This is a genomic window from Clostridium sp. chh4-2, assembly GCF_002899675.1.
Taxonomy (GTDB): Bacteria; Bacillota; Clostridia; order Lachnospirales; family Lachnospiraceae; genus CHH4-2.
Map to the genome: position 1 here is coordinate 140,452 of NZ_PKUU01000001.1, position 25,820 is coordinate 166,271.

General features: G+C 46.0%; 22 protein-coding genes. 3 read left to right on the forward strand and 19 right to left on the reverse strand.

The features are described 5' to 3' along the window. Positions 1-4: 4 nt before the first annotated feature. From smc to C0033_RS00730, 5 genes are all read right to left on the reverse strand, one after another. A complete protein-coding gene (gene smc / locus C0033_RS00710) occupies positions 5-3,565 on the reverse strand; it encodes a chromosome segregation protein SMC (RefSeq protein ID WP_103225952.1) in 3,561 nt (1,186 codons plus the stop codon). Continuing rightward, positions 3,556-4,260 (reverse strand): ribonuclease III, encoded by a 705-nt coding sequence (gene rnc / locus C0033_RS00715; RefSeq protein WP_103225953.1) that lies wholly within the window; start codon positions 4,258-4,260, stop codon positions 3,556-3,558. The genes smc and rnc overlap by 10 nt, the downstream gene beginning before the upstream one ends. A 112-nt stretch (positions 4,261-4,372) precedes the next feature. Beyond that, positions 4,373-4,603, reverse strand: coding sequence for an acyl carrier protein (gene acpP, locus C0033_RS00720; RefSeq protein WP_103225954.1), 231 nt, complete (start codon positions 4,601-4,603; stop codon positions 4,373-4,375). A 16-nt stretch (positions 4,604-4,619) separates the two neighbouring features. After that, on the reverse strand, positions 4,620-5,612 hold the full coding sequence (plsX, locus tag C0033_RS00725; protein ID WP_103225955.1) for a phosphate acyltransferase PlsX: 993 nt from the start codon (positions 5,610-5,612) through the stop codon (positions 4,620-4,622). A gap of 273 nt (positions 5,613-5,885) precedes the next feature. Beyond that, a complete protein-coding gene (locus C0033_RS00730; protein WP_103225956.1) occupies positions 5,886-8,516 on the reverse strand; it encodes a response regulator in 2,631 nt (876 codons plus the stop codon). 297 nt (positions 8,517-8,813) lie between these two features. Here C0033_RS00730 and C0033_RS00735 point away from each other — a divergent pair, with 297 nt between their 5' ends. Then, positions 8,814-10,265: a GntR family transcriptional regulator gene (locus tag C0033_RS00735; protein ID WP_103225957.1), complete on the forward strand. Its 1,452-nt coding sequence runs from the start codon at positions 8,814-8,816 to the stop codon at positions 10,263-10,265. A 90-nt stretch (positions 10,266-10,355) separates the two neighbouring features. After that, positions 10,356-11,351, forward strand: coding sequence for a diguanylate cyclase (locus C0033_RS00740; protein WP_103225958.1), 996 nt, complete (start codon positions 10,356-10,358; stop codon positions 11,349-11,351). Between the two features lie 99 nt (positions 11,352-11,450). Here the strand turns inward: C0033_RS00740 and C0033_RS00745 are convergent, their stop codons facing one another. Then, positions 11,451-12,044 carry a rod shape-determining protein gene (locus C0033_RS00745; protein ID WP_103225959.1) on the reverse strand — a complete coding sequence of 198 codons (594 nt, stop codon included), beginning with the start codon at positions 12,042-12,044 and terminating at the stop codon, positions 11,451-11,453. Between the two features lie 29 nt (positions 12,045-12,073). Continuing rightward, entirely contained in the window at positions 12,074-12,367 is a 294-nt protein-coding gene (locus C0033_RS26700) for a hypothetical protein (protein WP_146043714.1), read from the reverse strand. Positions 12,368-12,789: 422 nt separating this feature from the next. Here C0033_RS26700 and C0033_RS00750 point away from each other — a divergent pair, with 422 nt between their 5' ends. Beyond that, complete coding sequence (locus C0033_RS00750) at positions 12,790-13,608, forward strand: AraC family transcriptional regulator (RefSeq protein WP_103225960.1); 819 nt, start codon at positions 12,790-12,792, stop codon at positions 13,606-13,608. 6 nt (positions 13,609-13,614) lie between these two features. Here the strand turns inward: C0033_RS00750 and C0033_RS00755 are convergent, their stop codons facing one another. From C0033_RS00755 to pta, 12 genes are all read right to left on the reverse strand, one after another. Next, positions 13,615-14,385 (reverse strand): glucosamine-6-phosphate deaminase, encoded by a 771-nt coding sequence (locus tag C0033_RS00755; protein WP_103225961.1) that lies wholly within the window; start codon positions 14,383-14,385, stop codon positions 13,615-13,617. Between the two features lie 29 nt (positions 14,386-14,414). Further along, positions 14,415-15,260, reverse strand: a complete 846-nt coding sequence (locus tag C0033_RS00760) for a carbohydrate ABC transporter permease (protein WP_103225962.1) — start codon at positions 15,258-15,260, stop codon at positions 14,415-14,417. A gap of 12 nt (positions 15,261-15,272) precedes the next feature. Then, the gene (locus C0033_RS00765; RefSeq protein WP_103225963.1) at positions 15,273-16,157 is read right to left on the reverse strand and encodes a sugar ABC transporter permease; all 885 of its coding nucleotides are present in this window, start codon (positions 16,155-16,157) and stop codon (positions 15,273-15,275) included. 149 nt (positions 16,158-16,306) lie between these two features. Further along, a complete protein-coding gene (locus C0033_RS00770; protein ID WP_103225964.1) occupies positions 16,307-17,791 on the reverse strand; it encodes an ABC transporter substrate-binding protein in 1,485 nt (494 codons plus the stop codon). Between the two features lie 34 nt (positions 17,792-17,825). Beyond that, positions 17,826-18,821, reverse strand: coding sequence for an NAD(P)-dependent oxidoreductase (locus C0033_RS00775; RefSeq protein ID WP_103225965.1), 996 nt, complete (start codon positions 18,819-18,821; stop codon positions 17,826-17,828). Positions 18,822-18,877: 56 nt separating this feature from the next. Further along, positions 18,878-19,669, reverse strand: coding sequence for a hypothetical protein (locus C0033_RS00780; protein ID WP_103225966.1), 792 nt, complete (start codon positions 19,667-19,669; stop codon positions 18,878-18,880). 23 nt (positions 19,670-19,692) lie between these two features. Further along, positions 19,693-20,994, reverse strand: a complete 1,302-nt coding sequence (locus C0033_RS00785; protein ID WP_103225967.1) for an AGE family epimerase/isomerase — start codon at positions 20,992-20,994, stop codon at positions 19,693-19,695. 34 nt (positions 20,995-21,028) lie between these two features. Continuing rightward, the gene (gene nagA, locus C0033_RS00790) at positions 21,029-22,198 is read right to left on the reverse strand and encodes an N-acetylglucosamine-6-phosphate deacetylase (RefSeq protein ID WP_103225968.1); all 1,170 of its coding nucleotides are present in this window, start codon (positions 22,196-22,198) and stop codon (positions 21,029-21,031) included. Between the two features lie 473 nt (positions 22,199-22,671). After that, positions 22,672-22,851 (reverse strand): 50S ribosomal protein L32, encoded by a 180-nt coding sequence (gene rpmF / locus C0033_RS00795; protein ID WP_004068723.1) that lies wholly within the window; start codon positions 22,849-22,851, stop codon positions 22,672-22,674. A 2-nt stretch (positions 22,852-22,853) separates the two neighbouring features. Beyond that, on the reverse strand, positions 22,854-23,381 hold the full coding sequence (locus C0033_RS00800) for a DUF177 domain-containing protein (RefSeq protein WP_103225969.1): 528 nt from the start codon (positions 23,379-23,381) through the stop codon (positions 22,854-22,856). Between the two features lie 88 nt (positions 23,382-23,469). Continuing rightward, positions 23,470-24,666, reverse strand: a complete 1,197-nt coding sequence (locus C0033_RS00805; RefSeq protein ID WP_103225970.1) for an acetate kinase — start codon at positions 24,664-24,666, stop codon at positions 23,470-23,472. A 23-nt stretch (positions 24,667-24,689) separates the two neighbouring features. Then, positions 24,690-25,688 (reverse strand): phosphate acetyltransferase, encoded by a 999-nt coding sequence (gene pta / locus C0033_RS00810; RefSeq protein ID WP_103225971.1) that lies wholly within the window; start codon positions 25,686-25,688, stop codon positions 24,690-24,692. Positions 25,689-25,820 lie beyond the last annotated feature (132 nt).

Consider the following 25,820-nt stretch of genomic DNA (forward strand, 5'->3'; position numbering starts at 1 on the left):
TCCTTTACTTGTCTAAGTCATCTTCTATCAGGTTAACAGAAACAAGGGTAGAAACGCCCTTTTCCTGCATGGTAATACCGTATAAACGGTCCGATGCTACCATTGTACCACGTCTATGGGTAATTACAATAAACTGCGTATGTTTGGTCAGTTTATGCAGATAGCCTGCAAAACGGTCGACGTTGGAGTCGTCCAAAGCCGCTTCAATCTCGTCCAAAAGACAGAATGGCGACGGCTTCAGATTCTGAATGGCAAATAACAGAGCGATGGCCGTAAGGGCCTTTTCTCCACCGGAAAGCTGCATCATATTCTGCAGTTTTTTTCCGGGCGGCTGGGAAATAATCTGGATTCCCGCCTCCAGGATATCTTCGTCTTCCATCAGTTCCAGCGTACCGTGTCCGCCTCCGAACATCTCTTTAAACACCTTGTCGAACTCTTCTTTAATCTCCCGGAACTTTTCTTCAAACTGGCGGCGCATTCCCGTATCCAGCTCTTCAATGATCTTTAACAGAGTTTCCTCCGCCTGGATCAGATCATCGTGCTGGGTTTTCATGAACTCATAGCGCTCAGAAATCTCCTTATAGTCCTCAATGGCATTGACATTGACATTGCCCAGAGAACGGATGGAATTTTTTAATGAATCAATCTGTTTCCTGATCTCCGTAAGTATTGTTAATTCTGGATTGCGCAATCGTTCCGCTGAGGAAAATGTCAGTTCATATTCATTCCACATATAGTTTACATGGTTTTCCATCTTTTCATCCAGCTTTTCTTTCTGGCTTTGCAGACGGAACATCTCTTTATCCAGCTGACTGATCCGTTCCGTGATCTCTTCCCGTTTCCGGAAAAAGCTTTTTTGTTTGATCCCTTTTTCTTCTTTTTCCTTTACCTTGGCATTTACCTGGGCTTCCAGGCTTTCCATCTCGTGTACGGTCTCTTCAATCAGTCCTTTTAACCGTTCTATCTCTTTCTGTTTATCGCCGATTATCACATTGGCATCATCCGTGCCGGCCGACAGTCCGGATAATTCTTCTTCCAGCTTATGAATTTCATCTTTTACACGGCGTATATTCTCGGATGAGAAATTCCGCTTTTGGAGAAGTCCTGCCGTAGCTAACTGGGCATTGGCCAGATCCGCCGCATACCGTTCCCTCTCCGTCTTCGCCGCTTCCAGCTGTTTTCCCAATTCTTCCAAAAGCTCTGTGATCTGGCTGTTTCTGTTTTCCAGCTCTTCCAGCTCTGCTAAAATGTCTTTCTGGCTGGCTGTTATATCAGTTACCTGTTCTTCCAGCTGCAGGTTCTCCTTCACCAGATCCTCTGCGGATTCGGCGATTTCATTCTTTTTGTCTTCCAATTGGCTGATATTCATCTGGATGGTATTCTGTTTCAGATAAGACTGCTGCTTCTCGCCTTTGATTCGTTCCAGTTCTTCCCTTTTTTCAGTCAACAGGCCTTCATTTAAGTTTAAGTCGGCCTGGATCTTATCCACATCCACCAAAGCTTTCTTACACAGGCCTTCCAGCTCATCAATCTCGCGCTTACGCCCCAGCAGGTTGCTGGAATTCTTAAACGCACCGCCGGTCATGGAACCTCCCGCATTTAAAAGCTCTCCTTCCAGGGTAACGATCCTGAGAGAATACTGGAATTTTTTCGCTAAAGCGATGGCATAATCGATGTTTTCCGCCACCACAACGCGGCCTAAAAGGTATTTGGCAAGCCCCTCATACTCGGGAGCCATCTTAACCAGATTGCTGGCAAGGCCGATAATTCCGGGCTCTTTCAATGCCTTTTCCTGGGTAAATGTATTCTTATTGCCGATGCTGGTTAACGGAAGGAAGGTCGCGCGGCCGTATTTATTCTTCTTCAGATATTCGATTAACTGCTTGGCTGTCTGTTCCGAATCCGTAACCACATTCTGAATGCTTCCTCCGAGGGCGGTTTCAATTGCCGTCTCATATTTTTTGTCCGTTGTGATTAAGTCCGCAACAACGCCGTGGATTCCTCTCACACGGTCTTTCACTTCCATCACACGCCGGATGCTGTTTCCGTAACCCTCATACCGTTCAGCCAAATTACGCAGGGATTCCAGCTTTGTATAGTTCGTGTGGTATTCCTGCTGTTTATTGTTTAAATTGCGGGTCAGCCTGTGCACTTCCTGGTCAAGCTCCTGAGCTTTGGCTTCCGCAGCTTCCTGGGCAAGGCTTAATTCATTGATCACATCATTGATTTCCGACAATGATTTCTGTTCAATCTTTAACTGTTCTTCCTGAACGGATTCATCGCTTTTAACCTTTAAAATCCTTTGGCAGACTTCCGCTTTTCTGACATTCACCTGTTCCAGCATGGCCTCATACCGCTGCTGCCTGGCTGTCATCGCCGACTTTTCATTCAGCGTATCGATAATGCTGCTTTTTCCGGATTCTATCTTCTGATCCAGAAGCATGATATGTTCATCTTCGTTGCGGAGCGTCTCTTCCGCCTTGGACTGGCTTTCAAGAGCGCTTTGGGACTGGGCTTCAATGGCAGCTTTTTCTTCTTCAAAAACCTGAATCTGGCCTTTTTTCTCCCCGATCTCCGCTTCAATTGTATGTACACGGGCGCTGATGTGTTCCGCATTCATCTTCTCCGTGTTGATCTGTTCGTTCAGCACGTTTATCTGACCCTGAAAATTGCCCTTCATAATATTGGCATTACTCAGGTCTTCCCGGGCTGTTGTAAGCGTTTCATCTAATTCGGTCAGATAAGTGTCAAGCGCATCGTATTCCGCCTTCATCCGGTCCGAATTCTGTCTTGTTTCATCCAGATCCTTGGAAACGATCGTCTCTTTTTTCTCCAGCTCGTTCTGCTGCAGGCGGATCTGCTCTGTTTCCATCAGGAACAGATTCACATCATATGTTTTTAATTCCTCTTTTAACCGGAGATACTCTTTCGCCGCCTCTGACTGGCGTGCAAGAGGCCCTACCTGCTTTTCAAGTTCCGACAGAATATCGCTGACACGAACCAGGTTTTGTTTTTCATCATCCAGTTTTTTCTGTGCGATCACTTTCCGGCGTTTGAACTTAACGATACCGGCGGCTTCGTCAAAAAGTTCCCGCCGTTCTTCCGGTTTCCCGCTTAATATCTTGTCAATCTGGCCCTGTCCGATAATGGAATATCCCTCTTTACCAATACCGGTATCATAAAATAATTCGTTGATATCCTTTAAGCGGCAGGCGCTTCCGTTAATCATGTATTCACTTTCACCGGAACGGTAAATTCTTCTGGATACCGTCACTTCATCGTAATCGATGGAAAGCTGGTGGTCTGAATTATCAAGAGTGATCGCAACGTATGCAAATCCCTGGGGTTTACGCATCTCGGTTCCGGCAAATATGACGTCCTGCATGCTGGCGCCCCTCAGCTGCTTGATACGCTGCTCTCCAAGCACCCAGCGGACCGCATCCGCAACATTGCTCTTGCCGCTTCCATTCGGACCTACAATACCGGTAATTCCGTTATGAAATTCGAATAAAATTTTATTGGCAAAGGATTTGAAACCTTGTATCTCTATGCTCTTTAAATACATGTTTTCTCCCACATACTTTTTAGTTTTAAGATTCCGTTATAGGCGGCTACCTGTTCCGCAGCCTTTTTCGTCCGCCCCTCGCCGTGGCCGATCTCTTCCCCGCCGATTCTGGCGCAAACCTCAAAAATCTTATCATGGTCCGGTCCTTCTTCTCTTAACAGTTCATAGGACAGCGGAGTTTCATATCTGCTTTGAACCATTTCCTGTAAAATAGTCTTGCTATCATAAAAGAGCTGTTTATGTTCGATATCATTGAGTATAAAGCGATGTATAAACTCTTTTGCATTAGCAAAACCACCGTCCAGGTAAATTGCGCCGATCAGAGCTTCCATAGCATCTGATACAATGGAACTGCGGTGCCTTCCTCCGGTCGCATCTTCTCCTTTGCCTAATAACAGATATTCCCCTAAATCAATATCTGCGGCACAATAAGCCAGAGTCGATTCACATACAATACTTGCGCGGATTTTAGTGAGATCCCCTTCGGGTGATTTGGCATAGTTGTGAAATAAAAAGTCGCTGGAAACGACTTCCAGAACTGCGTCACCGAGAAATTCCAGACGTTCATTGCATCTGAGCTTGCTCCATCTGTGTTCATTGGCATAAGAACTGTGGGTCAATGCCTGTGAAAAAAGAGACTTGTCCTTAAACTGGTATTGGATTTTTTCTTCCAGTTTATATAATTTACTCTTCATATATACCTCCTTTTCCTTATTTTATCCATAAAATTGCCGAAATCCGGGAAAACCGGATATTAGTATGCCGACAAGCATCAACTTGCCGGCATATCTGGACTTATTATACTGCTTAGTTTAATGCATTCTTAATCTGGTCTACAGCATCTCCTACGGAAACGATCTTCTCCGCCGCCTCGGTTGGGATCTCGATATCGAATTCCTCTTCAATTCCCATAACGATCTGGAAAATATCCAGTGAGTCAGCGCCTAAATCATCCACAAATGTGGTTGACAGACTGATCTCATCCGCCTCAACGTTTAATACCTCTGCAATAATCCCTTTTAACTTCTCAAATTCCATACCTTACCTTCCTCTCTTAAACTAAACTTTCTTTTATTTTTTCGTTTATTTTTTGTTTTTTAAATGCAACGCACTGAAGTACGGCATTGCACACTTCCGTAGCTTTCGAATTGCCGTGAACTTTTACAACAAGACCGTTCAATCCCAGCAGCGGAGCGCCCCCATATTGACTGGCATCAAAACTCTTGAGAGTAGTTTTTAAAGCGGGTTTCACAAGCAGTGCGCCGATCTTGCTTCTTAAAGTGGCCATCATGCCGTCTTTTACTTTGCTGATCAGTACAGCGCCTACTCCTTCATATAATTTAAGAATGACATTTCCAACAAAAGCTTCGCAAACGATCACATCTGCTGCTCCATGCGGGATTTCTCTGGCTTCTATACTGCCGATAAAATTAATATCCCTGCATTCCTTTAACAGCGGAAATGTTTCCTTTACCAGGGCATTGCCCTTTTCCTCTTCCGCACCGATGTTGACAATCGCAACCCTTGGTTTCGGAATATTCATTACGTGTTCCATGTAAATCGATCCCATCTTAGCAAACTGAACCAGATGGGAAGCTCTTGCATCTACATTGGCTCCACAGTCGATTAATAAAGATACTCCTGTTTCCGTGGGTATTAACGGTGCTAACGGAGGCCGTTCCACGCCTTTAATCCTGCCCACAATCACCTGACCGCCTACAAGAATTGCGCCGGAACTTCCAGCCGATACAAATGCATCCGCTTCCTGGCTCTTCACCATGTTCATTCCAACCACAATAGACGAATCCTTTTTCTTTCGTATTGCGTTCACAGGAGGTTCTTCCGTTGCAATCACTTCGGAAGCATGACGGACCGAGATCTGATCCTTATTATACGTATGCTTCTCCAGTTCCTTTGATACAACATCTTCCTGCCCTACCAGGATTACTTTTACCTCCTGGCTTAAAGAAACCGCCTTTACAGCTCCTGCTATAATATCAGCCGGTGCATAGTCACCACCCATAGCATCTACAACTACATTAATCATCTATGATTCTCCCTTCGGTAATAGACTCATGATAATCTATTACTTAATATACTAGATATCATTCTATAAATCAACAATATTTTATAGAAAAACAATCCTGTATTTTTCATGCCCAAAAGCAGCCGTTTTGATGAAACATTTCAGTTCTACCCGAAGATATTTCAAATTCGGTTCATTTGTAATCAGAATATAACCCTGCCTGCAAAATAAAAAGCAAAAAGAGCCTGATGAGGCTCCTTTCGGATTTTATAAATATGTAAAATTCTTTTTCTTTTAACGTTCTGCCCTGCGGATGCAGTCCGTAAGAATCCTGCATAGCTGCGCCACGTCTAACGGCTTGCTGACATGAGCATTCATTCCGGCCGCCAGCGCAGCAGAGATATCATCGTTGAACGCATTGGCTGTTGTCGCGATGATAGGAATTGTAACTGCCTGAGGATGGCCGGAAGCGCGGATATGCCTCGCAGCCTCATGCCCGTCCATAACCGGCATCTGTATATCCATCAGAATGGCGTTATAATCACCGGGTGATGAAGCGAGGAACGTATCCAACGCCTGTTTCCCATCCTCCACACAATCCACTGCCGCGCCATTCATACGCAGCAGTGTTGCTGCAATTTCCCGGTTAAGCGCGTTATCCTCCGCCATCAATAACGTAAAGCCTTCCAAAGGTCTGCCGGCAGTTTTTCCTTTCCCGTCGGCAGAAGGCTGTCCTTTGTACTCTAAAGCCGCTTTGATGGCAGAATAGACGGAAGAACGGTAAAGCGGTTTTGGTAAAAATCCATTGACGCCGGCCGCCCGCGCTTCTTCCTCCACTTCAGAAATATCATAAGCAGAGATCATCACGATAGGGACTTCATTTCCAACCTCTCTGCGGATACGGCGGGTCACTTCAATGCCATCCATATCCGGCATCTTCCAGTCAATGAGGCACAGATCGATATCACGCCCTTCTCGGTGCGTCTCTTTCACCTGCTCCACGGCCTCGGCTCCGGACATACGCCATTCCGCTCTGATTTTAATTTTTTCCAGAAGAACAGCCGTCTGTTCACAAACCTGCTGTTCATCGTCCACAATCAGCGCCTGCAGTCCCTGCTGTGCGAAATCGGGTTCCGGAAGACAGCTCTCTTCCCCTTTTTTAAATGGCAGGTCTACAATGCATGTGGTTCCTGCTCCCGGTTCACTTTCTATCTGTATCTGGCCTCCCATCAGTGTAATCAGATTTCTGGTGATGGACATTCCAAGACCGGTTCCGCCATAGCGTTTTGCAATGGATGCGTCGGCCTGTTCAAATGGCTGGAAGATTTTCTCGACGGCCTCTTTTGTCATGCCAATACCGGTGTCCGAGAGAATAAATCGGATAACATCAGCCGTATTTCCATTCCTGTGACGTGAGACACTGAGGTGGATACTTCCCCCGGGTGCGGTAAACTTTACCGCATTGGAACTTAAATTTAAAAGAATTTGATTAAGCCGCAGTGAATCCCCAATGAATACATCAGCATCCCCAAAGCCTTCCATCGTTTCTGTAAATTCGATTCCCTTCTCTTTCGTCTGGGCGTATACGGTGGATACGAATCCATTAACAAGCTCAAACATATCGAACGGTTCATTCAATAGTGCCATCTTACTGCTCTCAATCTTTGACATATCCAAAACATCATTGATCAGCATCAGCAGGTGCTTGGAAGAAAAGTTAATCTTTGAAAGACAGTCTTCTACCCTGGACGGCTCTTTAACAGATGCCGCAGCAATTGTAGTCATACCGATGATGGCATTTAAAGGGGTACGGATTTCATGGCTCATCCTGGACAGAAACTCGCTTTTTGCCTGATTGGCGCGTTCTGCAGTCATCATGGCATCCTGTAATGCCTGACGTGAACGAACCTCTTCGGTGCGGTCAGAAAATACTGTAATCAGCTGTGATGTTTTCAGCTCGTCCGCCTGATAGACTCGGATCAGCATCCAGCATTTTTCCCTGTTTGGTTTGGTATACTCCACCAGCTTTTCAAACGGTGAAGTGAACTTGTGATCCCTGGCAGCCTTTCGAAATGCCCGGGCATCTTCTTCTTTCATTCCGTCATAAAGGTTTTCCATATCCGTCATTGGAACGCCTAAAATGCGCTCTAAATTAAGCCCGCGGTAGCCAATAACGCCTGTGTCCGCATTCTGGATAATAAATGCGTCGTCAATGCTCAGCGACAGATTATCGAAAAGCTTGCTGCGGTAAATCAGCTCTTTTCGCTGACGGTGCAGCACATACTGGGAAATCAAAAGAACCGCCAGCATCAGCACCATCAGGACGACGGATCCGATCAAATTCGTGGTCCGCAGCATCTCCGCGGTAACACCATATCCCACTTTTTTGGCTTGGGCAATCCCAATGATTCCCTCTGTCTGTTGAAGCGCCAGGTCATAAAGGGGCTGCAGGTGTTTCTGGGCATAAGCCTCGATATCCGTCTCTGTCAGATCCGGCTGTTCACAAAACACCAGATAATCGTCCTGTTCTGCCTTTAATAGCTCCAAAGTACTCTTGAGTGCCTGTACATCTTTTGCATCCCCAAGGTACAGGTCTTCCATCTGCGTGACCGGTTTTTCCAGAGAGAGAATCAGTTCTTCCAGCTTGCCGCCTGCAATTTCCACATCATCTCTGCTGTGGTGGCGCTTCAGCCGTTCGGTACGCAGACTCATCTCCGATACATACAGCTTTACATCACCAGCGGAAATCACCACCTCAAAAGGGTGATTTGATATTATCTCTGCCTGTGCCGCCAGCTTGGTGGAGATACTGATGGTCAAAACCAGAAAGCAAAACATCAGCAAAATGAGAATTGCCGTGCTGATGACGCTTATCTGCTGGCTTAGCTCTATAGAGCCCGCCTTATTTTTCACAAGTTTTCGCATCTATTTGACTCCTCGCTTTTCTGGCCGCACTCGAATCACTTCCGGATATCTGCGCCCAATCTTTTTCTTCCCCGTCCCACCCATGTCTTATGAGAATTTATATAGAATTACCACATTGATTATGATTTTCAATTGTTCATATACAGATTTATTAGAGTATAGCAAAGAAAAAGGAAAATATCAACCTCTCACTAAGAGCAGGAAGGCCAAACTGTTACAAATTGTGGAAATGCAGCAAAAAAAATGATATACTGAATTATTATAGGTAAAATTACCATTGAAAATGGAGGGATCCGATTGAATAATAATACAGATCTGCGCAAGGTCGTTTACAGCGTCCTTCTGACACAAATACAGTTTGGCATCTATCATTATGAAGAAAAACTCCCCACCATCGAAGAGACCAGCATGCAGCTTTGCGTATCGGTCGATACGGCGCGTGCCGCATACTTAAAACTTAAAGAGGAGGGATATATCACTCTTTTGAAAAATGTGGGCGCTACGGTAAAAGTTAAATACAGCCCTGCGGAAACAGAGGCGTTTATCCAAACCTTCTTTTCCGCGCGCAAGAGCGCAATGCTGGATTTAGTTCACTCTATGCTGCCTCTATTTGGCAGCGCTCAATGGATCGGGCTGAGGAATGCGTCCCATGAGTCCCTGCATATGATGGAACAGCTTTTTCGTCAAGAAAAGCCTGCGGCCCCATATGCGATACTGGACTACCTCAATCAAAAATACATTCCTCTTGGAAATACTCTTCTCATGCGTCTCGTCTGGCAGATCTTCATGTTTTTACATGACCCCTTTTTCTGTATCGAAGAAAATCTTCAGTACTTTGACAATTCTGAAGATTATACGCCTAAAATTCTGTCACTTTGGAGAAATAAAGACTGGTCCATGCTGCGAATTGAGGTGGATCATTCCATAGAGAGGCTGTCTTTCGCCCTTTCCCAGTTTTATGAGAATAAAATCGACGGGATTCCGGAGGGAAAAGAGATTGCATTTACATGGAGCTCCTACAAAAAAAGCCATCAGCTCTGTTACTCTTTAGCTATGGAACTGCTCATATCCATCAGCCGCGGAGTATATCAGGCTGGAAGTCTGCTTCCTTCCCAAAAGGAACTTGCAGAGCAAAAGGGCGTTTCTCTCAGTACGGTACGCAGAGCGCTTGACCTGCTAAGCAGTGTCGGGGCGATAAAATCCGCCAAATATGTGGGCACGGTAGTTCTTCCTTTTGATAAAGCCACAGAGAACAGCGATTTTACCAAACCGGTTCTTCAGAGACGTCTTTTGGATATGGTGGAAAGTCTTCAAATTTTCGCATTGTCCTGTAAAGACGTATCCCTGATCACCCTCAATTCTCTTGATTCCGGTTCCGTTGAACTGCTGTGTCAAAAACTATATGTTGTTAAAAAATGTCAGCGGGGTGAAATTTTATCTTATTTCATACTGGACAGGATTGCAGAATTGGCTCCCTATCAGGCAATCCGCACCATTTATTCTGAGCTGTTACGTCAATTCTTTTGGGCCTATGCGCTCCGCGGAATGAATAGAAGCCAGGAAACCATTCATACGATCTACGCGCCTCACTTTGATGCGCTGATCAGACCTTTGGAAAAGGGGGATTTTGCCCAATTCTCCGCCAATTTGGAAGTGTTCATGATTGATGAACTCAGCAGGACCGTAGACACTTTGTCACAGCTTGGCATTACAGGAGTGGAAAACATTTTAATTCCTGACAGCATATAATTAATCCGGCAGGAACCTGAACGGCCTCGACAGAGTTTCTTTTGTATGCTATGATTAGTGCAAATAATTTAGGATATGGAGGTGCGTACCATGCAGGAGGATTTATGCCGGGCAGCCTGTCAGCTAATACAGGATTTGATGGAGGCGTACATTTCAGGAGATCCGGAAAGAATAGCGGGAATATTTCCGTATCTGTCCCACGATATCCTGGTAGTTGGTACGGGAAAGCATGAATTTTATAAAAACTTTAATCAGTTGATTCAAGGCTTGGAGAAAGATCAGGAGGAGGCCAAAGGGATCGAATTTAACATAGCGAATGAGTGGTTTAATGCAAAGCTGGTGAGCGAGGATACATGCATTGTTTTCGGAGAATTTGAGGCATATGAAACCAATACCGGAGACAAACAGTTTATCATCAATATGGAAACCCGTATCACTTCTACTGTTCACCGGGAACCGGGCGGAAAACTTATAATCGACAGCCTTCATCAGTCGGTCCCATACATTTACCAGGAGGAAGGCGAATACTACCCTAAAACATTTGCCAATCGGGCGGAAGAAGCGCTTCGCCGCAGCGCAGCCTTAGAACGAGACGTTCAGCTGGATTCCATGACTGGATTGTTCAACCGTAAATATACGGAATACCATATTAACCGTTTACTAATTGAAGAAAAAGTAGACGGTTTTTTATTTTTACTGGATTTGGATGAATTTAAGAAAGTCAACGACATGCACGGACATCAGGCCGGTGATGCACTTTTAAAGAAGATTTCCGCAGTTCTTGCTGAGAATATCCGGGTCAGCGATATCGGAGGCCGTATGGGCGGAGATGAATTCATGCTCTTCTTCCCCAATCAGCGGGGAAGAAAAGAGGGCGATCGGATTGCCCAAAGGCTGATCGGGGAGACAAGGCAGGTCTTTGCAGAGATGAATTTGGGTCAAAGCTGCTCGATCGGGATTGCCGCCATTCAGAAAGGAAATCTGACCTTCGAAGAAGCATACCGCAGGGCTGACGAAGCGCTGTATGAAGCGAAGGGAAAAGGAAAAGGTACCTATTGCTGGTATGAAGAAGAGAAAATGATGTGAGCTGTCAATGAACAATAAGCCCAAAATTGTAAAGCTGCAAAAAACAAAATTCTTCCTTTTGGAAAGAGCCTTGATTTTTGCAGCTTACAAATCCGTTTTCTATACCGTTTGTTTTTCCTGTCTCAGCAGTTCCTCTACCCGATCAGCAGAAATTCCCGCCTGCGCCGCATAATCCAGAATACAGGAAAGCTGCTCTCTGAGATAGTTTTCCGGCTCTTCTTTTGCAATGCCGATAACAATCTTATATTTCTGATACAGCTTAGGTGATTTTATTGACATTTCCTCTACAAATTGCTCCAATGGAATATCGGCAATCATAACTTCCCCGGCTCCTGCCTGATGCATCACATCCTCTGCCGCTCTTTTTTCCACTTCTGATATACCTTTTGGCACACAGACGGCAACCGCCGGCTTTCTAAACGTTTTTTTCCCAAAAGCCTTATTGAGCAAATAAGAAAATAGCTTAACCGCCACCATATAATCCGCTACAATACCCTGACGCAACGGAGAGGATACCAGAATATTCTCTTGTGGATTTTCTACCAGCCGCTCCGCCTCTGTTCCTACTGACACGATTTTTCCAAATTCTTTATGATACGCTACAAGAGATTTCTCTTTTAACACAACTCCCCTGTCCTGCACATAAATTAAAATATCGGCCGGTTCATACATTCTAAAATTTTCCTCAAACATTTCTTCTTCACCTCGATGGTTTATGACATCTAAATTGTTGCTTTCAAAACGAATGACATAATATGTCTTCCATCTTTAACAGATAGTTGAGAATAACTATTTCTCTTTTTCGTCCCACACCCCATTTTCATCAACATGGAACCCGTCCGGTGTAATCGTGTTTCGGTACAGCTTTCCTCTCGTGCTGTCCGGTTCATAATTGAAATAGTAATGGAACTACTGCCTAAACCACCACTCGATCCTCCGCCTGAACTACTGGAGCTGCCGCCTGCATAATTGGCGGTCACCACCATACCGATGCGTTCAAAGTTTTCGCCTTCCATATAAATGGTTTTCGTTGGCCCAGTTGTTATCTCACGCAACTATCCTATCACAGGAACCGTAATCCGTAAATATGGAGACCAGATTCTTTCGCCAAAAAACAAGGCTCTTCCAAAAAGGAAGAACCTTGTTTTTACGCGGCTAACAAAGTCAATCTGCGTTAATTACTGTAATTAGTCAACACAAATGATTTCTTTCTTATTATAAATGACCGCCACTTTGATTATTTCATATCCCTCATCCCACATCTGTTCTCCCTACTGTCGATAGATTGCAGGCTATTGACATAGAAACTATATTATGATATGTATTTTTCTAAGAGACTCTAATTAAGGAAACAGGAAAGAGCCGAAACCGGCAGATTGCCGTACATATAAGAACAGATACAGATATACTTAAGTCGGAAGGACAAGGGAGGGGTTTTATGACAAGCCAGATAATGACAATGGAATGCTATTTTTCAGAATCCATGGCTACCATTGACATGCGATACACCTCCCATGCCCAGTATGAGATGTTCCTGCTGTTAGACGGTGATGTGACCATGCTCATTAATTCCTGTAAATACAGGATTACTCATGGAGCACTGGTGCTGCTTACTTCCAAGGATTTGCACATTTCACTCAACAATATCTCCACTTGCTACAAACGCATCACCATCATGTTCGACCCCAAAGGGATGCAAATGCTCTGCTCCCCTTGCACCAATCTTTTTAACTGCTTCAACAGCAGTCCGTCGAAGGAGGGCAATATATTTTACCTGAATGAGGCGCAGATTGATACCTTCGTCCGCTATGCCGAGATCATCAACACCTATCAGGCCTCCATTGCCTACGGCGACGACCTGAACTGTTTGTCTGCGTTAATTTCCCTAATGATATTCGTAAACAAGGCATACCCAGACAAGGCATCCCTTAAGCCTATGCCCTGCCCTCCTCTGATCAGGGATATGGTGGATTACATTGATGCACACATTGCCCTTCCTCTGACCGTGGAAAATTTGTGCAGGGAGTTTTCCTATTCCGAAAGTTATGTCAGCCAGCTGTTTTCCAATCATATGGGCATCCCGCCTAAGCGTTTTATCCTCACCAAAAAAATCGCCTATGCCATGGAACTGATTAAAGCAAATCTATCCATGACACAGGTTTGTGAAAAATGCGGCTTTTCCGACTATAGCAATTTTAGCCGTACATTCAAGCAAATTGCAGGATGCTCCCCCCGGCAATGGAAGAACCTTAGCTGATTTACTCTACTCCCTGCCAAGAATCCTGCTGCCTGAGTCGCTGTCCGTATACATCCGGGCATGGGCATGCTCACGCAGGATGGATGCAGGACATGCCTCAGAAATCTCTCCGCAGATCATCCGTTCCACAGCCTCCGCTTTCGTTATGCCGGGTACAGTACAAAATAGATATTTCGCCGCCATCAGTCCTGGAATCGTAATGGTAAGCGCCTGCTTGGGTACTTCGTCAATGTGGGCGAAGCATCCATCATGTACCTGCTGGTTTCGGCATTCCTCATCCAGCGTGACCGCCTTGACCATGGCATCATCTCTAAAGCTCGCCACGCCGGGATCATTAAAAGCAATGTGACCGTTCTCCCCTATGCCCAGCAAACAGACATCCGGGGGATATTGCCGCAGAAGAGCACTGTAACGGTCTGCCTCACCAGGATTATTGCCGTCCAGCAGATTCACCCTGCAAAAGGGCTTGTGATCAAACAGGGCAGCCTTTAGGAAATTGCGGAATCCTGCGGGGTGAGTCTCCTTCAGTCCCACATACTCGTCCATATGGAAAGCATTGATGCGGTTCCAGTCTATATCCGGTTCGGAGGCAAAAGCGCCCAATACTTCATTTTGCGAGGGTGCCGCCGCAAATATAATGTTTACCTCCTTCTGCCCTTCCAATAGCTTCCTCACACAGGCGGCTGCCTCCCTACCTGCGCAGCATCCCATAGCATCACGGGTGTCAAAAATGCGTACATATAACTTGTCACAGTAAAAATCCTTAATAACAGACATATTCTATCTCCTTCATAAAACACAGTATATCAGCCTTTTTCTGCGCCTATCGTCACTCCTCTGGTAAAGTATTTCTGGAAACAAAGAAACACAATCAACATGGGCACCGCTCCCACAAAAGCCCCGGCCAGCTTATAAGCAATATTGGGATTGGACTCGGTAAACAATGTAGAGACACCTACCGGAAGGGTATAGGACACTTTCCTGGTAGCTGTGAGCATCTGCCACAGATAGTTGTTCCAGCCCCTCACGAAAGACAAGATGAACAATGCACCCATGCCGGATTTACATAACGGCAGAATAATGGACAAGAAAATACGCAGTTCTCCGGCGCCATCAATTCTTGCAGATTCCCGGATGCTGGAGGGCAAGGCATCGATAAAGCCCTTCATCATAAACAGGCCTATGGCGGAGGCAATGGACGGAACGGCCATACCTAAGCTGGTATCCATCAGGTTCAGGCTTTTGGTAATATTGAACAAGGGCACGATCAGAATCTCCGTGGGCACCATAATGGAAAGGATGAACAGGCCATAAAGCCATTTTTTTCCATAAAACTGCAGTTTGGAGAAGGCATACGCTGCCATTGTGCCGGTAACTGCGGTGAAACCGGCAGTAAGCAGGGATGTGACCATAGAATTTTTAATCCAGAGCCAGGCCGGATTTTGCAGGAATATCTTCTGGAAATTCTCCACGGTAAAGTACTCCGGGAAGAAAGTGGGCGGCAGCCGGTACACCTCGGTCTGGGTCTTAAAGGAATTTAACCCCAGCCAGACGATGGGATAGACAAATACCAATGCCAGAAGGGTAACCAGCACAAGGTTAACAATCTGATAAGCACCCAAGGACTTGGCTTTTTTTAATATATGTCTCATCATACACGCTCCTTACATTTCTTGAATCATCTTCTTCATGCGGGGAATGGAAATAACCACCGCAACAATAAACATGATGACGCCACAGGCACTGGCAACGCCCATCTCATTATAGTTGAAGGCATTGAGATATAGATAATACATCATGGTGGTGGTTCTGTAATTGGGTCCGCCGGCGGTAAGCAGCCGGATAATGGCAAAAATCTTCAGCACAGCCACTACATTGGTGACAAAAATATAATCTGTGGTACCCCGTACGCTTGGCAGCAGAATATAGCGGATTTTCTGAAACCGGGTGGCTCCATCGATTTCCGCAGCCTCCAGCATCTCTGTGGAAACCCCCATCATGGCTGCCAGATACAGCACGATGGCCGTACCAAGATTCGTAAAGACCACCGCCACGCATACCGTGCCAAAGGCCAGATTGGGATCTCCCAGAAAGTTTACCGTGCCAAATCCCATTTTCCGCAGGAGCCAGGGAACCACCCCTGAGGTGGTATTTAAAAGACAGGCCCAGACCACGCTCATGACTACCATGCTGCAAATATTGGGAATGTAATATGCGGCACGGACAAAGGACATATACCGAATGGATTTGTCAAAAATCGTACTGGAAATCCAAATGGAAAAGATAAATGTCAAGGAAACGATGATAATGACGAATCCCAGGGTATTCAATACGGAGAGGATGAAAGTGCTGTCTGAAAACAGCTCTATGTAATTATCAAGACCGCAAAAATAGGATGTACGAAAGGTTTTATGCTGCAGGCTGGTCCAAATTCCGTTAACCAGGGCATATGCCATAAACACCCCGAAAAAAATGGCATAGGGGAGGATAAACCCATAACCGATAAGCGCCTCCCCTACCCGTATGCCTCGAAATCTTTTCTTTTTCATGATAATCCTCAACTTTCTAAAGAACAACAATACATTTATTTACTATGCCAAGAAGGAGAAACGGGTATGGTACTTTGAAAGCGGCGCCAGGAAAGCCGAAGCCTCCCCGGCGCCATACTTTCAAAAATTTGGTTTTTAGGAAACCCGCCTTACCGGAAGATGGAATCCTTCTGGGCTTTCTCAATAATCTGATTGGCTTCCGCAGCATAATCGTTCAATGCTTCCTTAGGAGTCTTGTCCCCGGCGTATACCGCCTGCAGCTGAGGATACAAGGCATTGCGCAGTTGGGTATAGGCGATGGTGTTGTTGTTGAAGTTCACAATGTACTGCATGGCATCCAGATACGCCTCCTTCCGTGAATCCGTATCTGCATCGGAAGAGATCATAGACTCCCGGACAAATCCCATACGAGACGCTTCCTTCATCAGGTTCGGCTCGGTATTCAGCCATGTCAGATAATCCTTTACCACCTGCTGGGCGGTTTCATTGCCCGTATCAATCACACAGAATCCGTAGACATAGGAGAAAACCTGGGGGTTCTCCTCACCGGGGATATATGCCACCCTTAAATCATACTCCGGACTAGAGCCGGCGTTCATGGCATCCTCAGCAACGAGCACAGTGCCCTGCTGGAAAGGAGCGATGGCTGTAAGCAGATTATTCATATTGGCCCGCACCTCGCTGGACTTGACGGTAGAGGGGTCGGCATTGGTATAACCGGCATCGTAGATATCCTTGAGGTATTGCAGTGCCTGAACGGCCCGCTCGTCCTCGTTAACTATCACTTTGCCATTCTCATCAAACCATTCGGCCCCGAACATGCGCAAGAAAAGCTGATTCCAAGTGTCACCGTCAGTTCCTTTGCACCATACATTGGTGGGGACAATCCCTTCGTCCAGGTTCTCTTTCAATGTCTTGATGATAGACAGGTAGTCATCGGGACTCCAGTTTGCAAAGCTGTATTTATCACCGATGTAATCATCCAGTCCTGCCTGCCGGAACATATCCGCATTGTAAGCCAGAAATCCCAGCCCCTGTGCGAAAGGATAGCAATACACATTGCCATTCACTGTCACCAGATCCCAAACAGTATCGGCAATGTCGGACTGCACCTCCTCCGGTATCGCATCGTCCACAGGTACATACAGGCCGTCATAGGTACGGGAACCGACGGAGAAGAAAGAGCCAAAAATAACATCCGGCAGCTCCCCTGTCTGCATAGCAGTGGAAATCTTTTCATCCCTTTCGGCGCTGGGATAGGTCAGGGTACTTACATCGTTGATGGCTGCTCCTGGGTAGGAAGCGGCGAACCTGGCCCAGGTCTCTTGGAAGAACTCCTCCTGGGTGTAGGTGTTGCCGTTATCAGCAGTGAATTCCCAGTTGGGGTCGGACCAGATGGTAATATCAACCCGTTCGGAAGGGTCGGTGTTCACCACGGAAGGCGCCTCGGTGGGACCACCGTACTGGAAAACATAATGACCGAAATCGGTGGCAACGGACTCAGCGGATACAGCAGCCGGAGAAGCCGATTCTTCAGCCGAAGCCATCTCTTTACTGGCAGTGTCGCCGGAACCGGAGCATCCGCAAGTCAGAATCATAACTGACGCAATCAGGAAAGACAATGTTCTTTTCATTTTCTAATCTCCTCTTTTTTATTTTTTATCACTGCTAATTTATAGTACCATTCATTAGAGAGCGGACCAGCGCTTCAGTGGCGTCTGGCTGGCAGGCATTTTGAAAAAAATCCCTTACTTTGACAAGTACATTACCCAGTGCCTGCAGCTGTGCCTCATAACAGGCTCCGCCGATATGGGGAGTAAGAAGAAGGTTTTCATGTTTTTTTGCATATTGCACCAGCAGATTATCCCCCACATTCCCCCATTCCCCGGCGATGACATCCCCTGCAAAGCCCCGGACAATGCCGCTGTCCATGGCATGGATCAAATCAGGTTCGTTGATAATTCCTCCCCGTGAAGTGTTGATGACGATCATGCCGGGTTTCATCTGATGGAAGACATCTCTGTTCAGTAAATTATGGGTACTTTCGTTTAAATGAATATGCAAAGAGATTACATCACTTTGGGAGAGCAGTTCCTCCTGGCTTACCCACTCCACATCCGGACTGTCTGAAGGGCAGGTATCATAGGCTATGACCCGCATACGCAGTGCCTGGGCGTATTGCCTCATAATAGTACCCAGACGGCCATATCCCCAGATGCCCATGGTCTTGCCATTAAGCTGATGGCCCTTATAGGCCTCTCTGTCCCAGATTCCCTGCTTCACGGCATCAAAAGCCCAGGGGAGCCTGCGCTCCAGAGCCAGGAGAAGTCCCAGGGCAAGCTCGGCAGTTGCTGTCACATTGTCCAGGAATTCCCGGTCATTCTTCATGCCGTAAACGGCAATGCCCTTTTCCCGGGCGATATCCAAATCGATATGATCCAGCCCGGTGGTGACAGTAAAAACTGCCTTTAATTTTTTCCCCTGCTCTAAAATTTCCCGGTCGGTGCGAACCTCCAGCGGGCATATATAGCCATCGTATTCGGATATACAGGACATAATCTCCTCCCGCCGGGCAGGCACCACATCAATATGCACCAGGTCTTTTAGCTCATCAAAGAGCGTTTCCATTCCAACGATATTCGTTGCCGCTAATAATTTGTACATATGTTTCTCCTATATCATCATTCAGCCTTATTGCGCTGTTTCCGTATTTTTCTGTACTATTGCACGCTCGTAATGCTGCATACATTAGGCAGTACACGAAGGAACTCCCCGTCACTCATTTGTTCGATCCCTTCCAACTCAGGATGGGCGAGGAGACGGGCGGCTTTTGCCGTATCCAGAAAAACTTCCAGTTTTTGTGCTACCAGCTCCGGCGTCAAAACATCCGGATCCACTCCTTTTAAAATCAGGTCAAAACCAGCAGCAGTAAGCACATCCCCTGCTACATACACCTCTTCCATACGGTCAGGACTAATCCCTCCGGTAATAAATGTGGGACAGTAATTAAATGTGGGCGCGGCGTGAAGTTTCCTGGTGAAATCCGTCCCCGGTCCGGAATGCTTGATAAATGTGGCGCCCGAACGCATCTGCCGCAGCGCTTCACCGCTGCTTTCAGCAGAAGGTATCATCAAATGGGTATCCCGGTAGCCGCGAATCGTCCCATCACAAAAGGGCAGCATGGACACAAAGCCATCCACAAAGGGCGCAAGCTCCTCCAATGTCATCAGTTGAGGGAAACGGGGCTTCATAGCCCGTACAATGTTGGGAGCGTCTATGGTACTTCCCGCAAGTACGGCGCATTCCGGGAATTTTTTCTTTAGCCCTGGCAATACCCTGTGGGCATCTTCCCGCCGCAGGGTATATTCCATAGCCCGGACTCCCGCCAGCCGCACCCCCGCCAGTAAAGTTTCCGTGTCAAAGTCATCTTTGACAAAAATAGGGATAAAAGCCTGTTGGTATACCAGACGGTAATTTCTTAACAACGGATAATTGTCCTTTTTTAATTCCATGTTCAAGCCCTCTTTTTTCTACACTATTTTCTCGATTGCTTCCTTAGCCTCTTCTCCAACAGTTCCACGCACAGCAGGGTGTTTCGCAAAATGTGATAGGGATCCTTCACCGGCAGGGCCACCACCTTCTCCTGGGGCCTGCCGTCCCTCATGCGGATCTGGATCCACTCCCGGATTTCCCGGTCCGGATTCGGGAAAACATCATAGGTGTAATCAAAAATCCTATAGAACCATTGAAGCAGCTCAGGATCTCCGGTACGGTCATACAAAAGCAAGGTGGTGTAAAGCGCTTCGGAATGCACCCACCAAAGCTTGCTTCCCCAGTCATCCCGCACCAGATGCATTTGCGGCTCATTCTTTGCATCGCCCACATCACCCTCCATGCCCGGCTTCCCATCACAGGTGATAAAGTGGTACAGCCCTCCAAACTCCTTGTCCCAGCCAGTTTCCAGGGTCTTTTTGGTGATGGCTGCAAGCTTATCAAAATAGCGGCTGTCGCCCCGCTGATCCATAGCCTCCAACTGGAACCACATATCCTCCAGAGTATGTCCCGGATTAATATGCTGTCCAAAGAGATTCTGCGAAAAACCTCCCTGGGCATACTTGAATTCATGCACCAGGTTATTTTCATCGGTAAATTCCTCAAACACGGAAGAGGCGCAGTGATCGATGCAGGAGAGAATCTTTCCGCAGTAATCCACATCGAATACCTTTGCTGCCTCCAAAAGCTCGGTGCTCACATTAGTCAATCCCATGGGCTTGCCGTGATCCTGATAGTCAGTGGAAAGAGGATAGGGCATGGAATGGTAACTGCCTTTTTCATATCGGTCCAGGATAGAATCATACAGCTTCTTTGCAAACATCCAGCTCTCCGGGTCATTGGCAGCCAAGGAGTAGCGGGCCAGCCCGCTGGCCACGAAGCAGTCCGCCGCAATACCCGCATCCAGCGCATCACATCCCTTCGAATACTTAGGCGTACCATCCGCTTCCAGCAGGAAGGCACAGCGCCAGTCATCCTCCCCAATCAGCACATTCTTCATCAGGAAATCCCGGCCGTTCCTGGCATACTCAAGGAATGTCTTCCGCTGCGCCTTAGTAAAGGTTCCTCCCTCCATCTGGGAGAGACGGGAAAAAACCCACACAAAACGTCCCTGAGACCAGACATACTTATCCCTGGAAATCAGCCGGCTCCCATCATTGGTAAAACAATTAAAATACCCCCCGTTTTCTCTGTCAAGGCAACGGGGCATCCAGAAACTTAAGAGCTCGTCGGTCAACTGGTTGCGAAAAAAGCCCAGCAGGCTTCTTGTCTCATTGCGATCCATAGTCATACTCTCCTTTCCGTATATCCCACAAAGTTTACAGCCCGTCTCTTACGATATTGCCCTTTGCCATAATAAAGACAGGAAAAAAGTTATCATCCAAAATTAGTAAATCCGCGTCAAAGCCAGCCTGAATACGCCCCTTGTTCTTCAATCCAATGCGATGGGCGGGAGTATCCGTAAGCATCCTCACTCCGTCTTTCAAAGGAATACCTGCATCTACCACTGTCCGAAGAAGCCGATCTGTTGTGGCTACACTGCCTGCGAAGGCGCTTTCATCCGGCAGCTTCATCACCCCGTCCTTATAGATCATGGCAGTACCGCCGGCATAAACGACTTCCCCCTCCTTTACCTTCCAGCCGGCAAAACGCTGGGCATCGGTAATAAGCTCCACTCTGTCAGCACCCTTCAGACGATATGCCAGCTGAATCATGGTATGGGGGAGATGGCACCCATCGGCAATTATCTGCGTGCTTAGCTCGTCCATCACCAGGGCAGTCTCCACTACGCCGGGAATGCGAAAGCCTTTGACCCTCTTAAATGTGGAGCACGCGGAATACAAATGAGTAACATCACAAAAACCATGGACAACGGCCTGGCGCACATGTTCCTCACTGGCGTCGGAATGGGCAATGCTTACCGCCACCCCTCGGGCAGTCAATGCATCTGACAATGCGAATGCCCCCTCCAGCTCCGGAGCGATGCCAACCATGCGTATGTCCTCCGCCAATTCCAGCATCCACTGCCAGCTTCCTTCAGAGGGGGACATTATAGCTCCGGGCTGCTGTGCCCCCGCCTGCCTGGGGGATAAGTAGGGTCCTTCTAAATGAATCCCGGCAATCGTGGCTTTAGAGCGGGCGCTTCTCATTGCCTGCTTCACCCCAAGGGCAGCCTTATTCATTTGTCCTGCCGGCGCACACTCTATGGTGGGAAGAAGGGTTGTGGTGCCATACACCAGATGGGCATTAGCCATAGTAATGATGGCATCTTCCGTGCCCTCCAATGCCTGTGATCCGCCGCCGCCATGCACATGTAAATCAACAAAACCGGGACACAAAATTCTCCCTCCCGCATCAATCACCATCGCTCCCTCAGGAGCCTGAATACTTGGAGCCACTTCGATAATCTTCCCCTCATCTACCAGGACACACCCGGAATATTGAGAAAAAGGGCTGACAACCATGGCATTTTGGAAACAATAAATCACTGGCAATCCCTCCTATTCAAATAATATATGAATATTATATACCATACGTTTTCGCAATGACATTGCAATATATTTGAATAATATTGCGTTTTTTATGATTGTTTTTTTATCCGTCCAAAGCTCCTTTTTGGGTTATTATGAAATAGTAATAATATGATAAAACCAGAAATGCCGAATAATTGCAGGAAATCTCCACATAAAAAGGACATCCGCTAAGGATGCCCTTTTATAATATAATCCAGCCCCAAAGGATACTGGAGTGACACGATTTTATTAAGTTGTTATTTATGAGCTAAACTGCTGGAATGAAGTCCTGTTGCTTCTCCTTTCATTGGTCAAGACACAGTTCAACTGTTGGAAAATTTCATCTCTTCACCAAAAGGCGAAAATCAGGCAAAAAAACAAGGCTCTTCCGAAAAGGAAGAACCTTGTTTTACACGGCTAATAAAGCCATTTTGCGTTAATTACTGTAATTAGTCAACACTGATGATTTCTTTCTTGTTATAAGATCCACAAGCTTTGCAAACTCTGTGTGGCATCATAAGTTCTCCGCATTTGCTGCATTTAACTAAATTTGGAGCGCTCATCTTCCAGTTTGCTCTACGTTTATCTCTTCTAGCTTTTGAAGATTTATTCTTTGGACAGATAGACATGGTTACACCTCCTTAAACTGATTAAAAATATCCTGGATCAACGACATTCTTGGGTCTAGCGAACTCCTATCACAGCCGCAAGTCTCATGATTGAGATTCGCACCACATCTATTACAAATCCCCTTGCAATCTTCATCGCACAGGACTTTCATAGGTAAGTTCAGCAGCAGTTCATTACAAACCAGCTGGTCTACATCCAGATTATAACCACTTACGTAGGGTTGTTCATCCAGTTCTTCGATCCGCTCTTCTTCAGTCTGTTTCATATCTAAAGAAGCTTCTATTGATAGATCAAAGTCATTCCTCACCGGGTCAAGGCAACGGCTGCACGGTATCATCAAAGAAAGTTTTGCCTTTCCTTCCAAAAATAAAGTGCGGTCGCCGAGATTCCTGACCTTTAAAGTCACCGGCTCTGCATCGACAACATCATACACACCATCCGGGGCATGAAATTGCTTCATCTCAATATCTTGTACGTAGATCTTCTCTTTTCCTTCACTGGTAAACAACTCAGACAAATTAATAAGCATACAAATCTCCTTACAGATTAAATTCAGGAGCTATACGCACCTCTGCTATTATACATATGTGGATCAAATTTGTCAACAGATTCTTTGATTATTTTACCAATTCCAATGTTTCTCTTGCAATTGCAAGCTCTTCATTGGTTGGAATCAGCATAACTTTCACTTTGGAATCAGCTGCAGAGATCACTCTCTCTTTTCCGCGCACATCATTTGCTTCGTCATCGATCTTAACGCCCAGATATGCTAAGGACTCACAGATTTTCTTTCTTCCTGCTTTGTCGTTCTCACCAACACCGGCGGTAAATGCGATTGCATCCACACCGTTCATGGCTGCTGTATAAGCGCCGATATATTTTATAACACGGTAAACGAATGCGTCAAGAGCAACATCTGCAAGATGATTGCCTTCTGCTTTTGCGTTCTCGATATCGCGGAAATCGCTGGAAATTCCACCGCTCATGCCTAAAACGCCTGATTTCTTATTCAGGATGTCTAACATCTCGTTAACCGTTTTGCCTTCTTTGTTGCAGATGAACTGAACAACAGCCGGATCGATATCACCGCTTCTGGTTCCCATGATAAGGCCTTCAAGAGGTGTAAGTCCCATGCTGGTATCCACACATTTGCCTCCGATGGAAGCGGAAACGCTTGCGCCGTTTCCAAGATGGCATACGATCACTTTTGCTGTTTCAGGATCTAAGCCGCCGAAACGGATTGCTTCTTTAGAAACAAAGCTGTGGCTGGTTCCGTGGAAGCCATATCTTCTGATGCCGTATTTCTCATAGTATTCATGAGGAATTGCATACATATAAGCTTTCTCAGGCATTGACATACCAAAAGCGGTATCGAATACTGCTACGTTCGGAGTTCCCGGCATAGCTTCTTCACAGGCTTCAATACCCATTAAGTTTGCAGGATTATGAAGAGGTCCTAAATCGAAGCAGTCGCGGATTACTTTTTTAACATCTTCATTTACAATGATGGAATCGCTGTAAATGGTTCCGCCGTGAAGCACGCGGTGTCCGACTGCAGAAATCTCGCTGGTATCTTTGATAACGCCGTATTCCGGATTCTGAAGAGCGTCCATAACCATCTTGATCGCAGTTGTATGAGTCGGCATTGGGCTTTCCACCACATATTTTTCTTTTCCTGCCGGTTCATGTGTTAATTTTGATCCCTCGATACCAATTCTTTCGCATAAGCCCTTTGCGATTACGCTTTCGTTGTCCATATCAATTAACTGATATTTTAATGAAGAGCTTCCGCAGTTCAATACTAAAATTTTCATAGTTGTCACTTCTCCTTATATTCTTAATCGTTCATCTGAGCCTGTACGGCTGTAATTGCAACAACGCCTACGATATCTTCAGCGGAACATCCTCTGGATAAATCATTAACCGGTTTTGCAATACCCTGGCACATCGGGCCGTAAGCTTCTGCTTTTGCAAGTCTCTGTACTAATTTATAACCGATATTTCCTGCATCTAAGTCCGGGAATACTAATACATTGGCCTGTCCGGCTACTTTGCTTTCCGGAGCTTTTGAAGATCCGATGCTTGGAACGATTGCTGCGTCTAACTGAAGTTCTCCGTCAAGAGCCAGTTCAGGAGCGGATTCTTTAGCGATTCTGGTTGCTTCCACAACTTTTGTCACATCATCATGTTTTGCGCTTCCCATAGAGGAATGGGATAACATAGCAACTTTTGGTTCCTTCTCAACTAACATACGGAAGCTCTCTGCGGAAGAAATAGCGATTGCAGCCAGTTCATCCGGGTTCGGGTTCTGGTTTAATCCGCAGTCAGCGAATACGAAAGTACCGTTCTCGCCATATTCACAGTTTGGAACTTCCATTAAGAAAAATGCGGAAACCAGTTTGGTGCCCGGTTTTGTTTTAATGATCTGTAAGCATGGTCTTAATGTGTTTGCTGTAGAATGGCAGGCGCCGGATACCATACCGTCGGCATCTCCGTTTTTAATCATCAGACAGCCGTAGTATGCATAATCTTTCATCATAGTAGCTCTTGCATCTTCCGGTGTAAGTCCTTTTGATTTTCTCAGTTCTACGAATAAATCCACATATTCCTGTGTCTTTTCATAAGTAAATGGATTAACGATGGTTGCCTTGGAAATATCTAAGCCTTCGCTGTTAGCAGCCACTTCTTCAGGTGTACCGATAATAATCAGATTTGCTAAGTCTTCCTTTAAAATCTGTTCAGCGGCTACAAAAGTTCTTCTGTCCATGGACTCAGGAAGAACGATAGTTTTTTTGTCATTTTTTGCTCTTGCTTTAATTACATCAATAAATCCCATGATATAATACCCCTTTCATCTTTTCGCATTTATCTATATTATATACCACTTGTTTTTTGTATACAAGCCATATTTTTCTATTTCCGTGTATTTTTTTTCGTCCAAACAATAATCCTTTACCATAGGAGGATT

What these genes read in the sequence shown, in the direction of transcription:
- smc (WP_103225952.1), bottom strand. Translation starts at nt 3,565, where the DNA reads ATGTATTTAAAGAGCATAGAGATACAAGGTTTCAAATCCTTTGCCAAT.
- rnc (WP_103225953.1), bottom strand. Translation starts at nt 4,260, where the DNA reads ATGAAGAGTAAATTATATAAACTGGAAGAAAAAATCCAATACCAGTTT.
- acpP (WP_103225954.1), bottom strand. Translation starts at nt 4,603, where the DNA reads ATGGAATTTGAGAAGTTAAAAGGGATTATTGCAGAGGTATTAAACGTT.
- plsX (WP_103225955.1), bottom strand. Translation starts at nt 5,612, where the DNA reads ATGATTAATGTAGTTGTAGATGCTATGGGTGGTGACTATGCACCGGCT.
- C0033_RS00730 (WP_103225956.1), bottom strand. Translation starts at nt 8,516, where the DNA reads ATGCGAAAACTTGTGAAAAATAAGGCGGGCTCTATAGAGCTAAGCCAG.
- C0033_RS00740 (WP_103225958.1), top strand. Translation starts at nt 10,356, where the DNA reads ATGCAGGAGGATTTATGCCGGGCAGCCTGTCAGCTAATACAGGATTTG.
- C0033_RS00745 (WP_103225959.1), bottom strand. Translation starts at nt 12,044, where the DNA reads ATGTTTGAGGAAAATTTTAGAATGTATGAACCGGCCGATATTTTAATT.
- C0033_RS26700 (WP_146043714.1), bottom strand. Translation starts at nt 12,367, where the DNA reads ATGGAAGGCGAAAACTTTGAACGCATCGGTATGGTGGTGACCGCCAAT.
- C0033_RS00750 (WP_103225960.1), top strand. Translation starts at nt 12,790, where the DNA reads ATGACAAGCCAGATAATGACAATGGAATGCTATTTTTCAGAATCCATG.
- C0033_RS00755 (WP_103225961.1), bottom strand. Translation starts at nt 14,385, where the DNA reads ATGTCTGTTATTAAGGATTTTTACTGTGACAAGTTATATGTACGCATT.
- C0033_RS00760 (WP_103225962.1), bottom strand. Translation starts at nt 15,260, where the DNA reads ATGAGACATATATTAAAAAAAGCCAAGTCCTTGGGTGCTTATCAGATT.
- C0033_RS00765 (WP_103225963.1), bottom strand. Translation starts at nt 16,157, where the DNA reads ATGAAAAAGAAAAGATTTCGAGGCATACGGGTAGGGGAGGCGCTTATC.
- C0033_RS00770 (WP_103225964.1), bottom strand. Translation starts at nt 17,791, where the DNA reads ATGAAAAGAACATTGTCTTTCCTGATTGCGTCAGTTATGATTCTGACT.
- C0033_RS00775 (WP_103225965.1), bottom strand. Translation starts at nt 18,821, where the DNA reads ATGTACAAATTATTAGCGGCAACGAATATCGTTGGAATGGAAACGCTC.
- C0033_RS00780 (WP_103225966.1), bottom strand. Translation starts at nt 19,669, where the DNA reads ATGGAATTAAAAAAGGACAATTATCCGTTGTTAAGAAATTACCGTCTG.
- C0033_RS00785 (WP_103225967.1), bottom strand. Translation starts at nt 20,994, where the DNA reads ATGGATCGCAATGAGACAAGAAGCCTGCTGGGCTTTTTTCGCAACCAG.
- rpmF (WP_004068723.1), bottom strand. Translation starts at nt 22,851, where the DNA reads ATGTCTATCTGTCCAAAGAATAAATCTTCAAAAGCTAGAAGAGATAAA.
- C0033_RS00800 (WP_103225969.1), bottom strand. Translation starts at nt 23,381, where the DNA reads ATGCTTATTAATTTGTCTGAGTTGTTTACCAGTGAAGGAAAAGAGAAG.
- C0033_RS00805 (WP_103225970.1), bottom strand. Translation starts at nt 24,666, where the DNA reads ATGAAAATTTTAGTATTGAACTGCGGAAGCTCTTCATTAAAATATCAG.
- pta (WP_103225971.1), bottom strand. Translation starts at nt 25,688, where the DNA reads ATGGGATTTATTGATGTAATTAAAGCAAGAGCAAAAAATGACAAAAAA.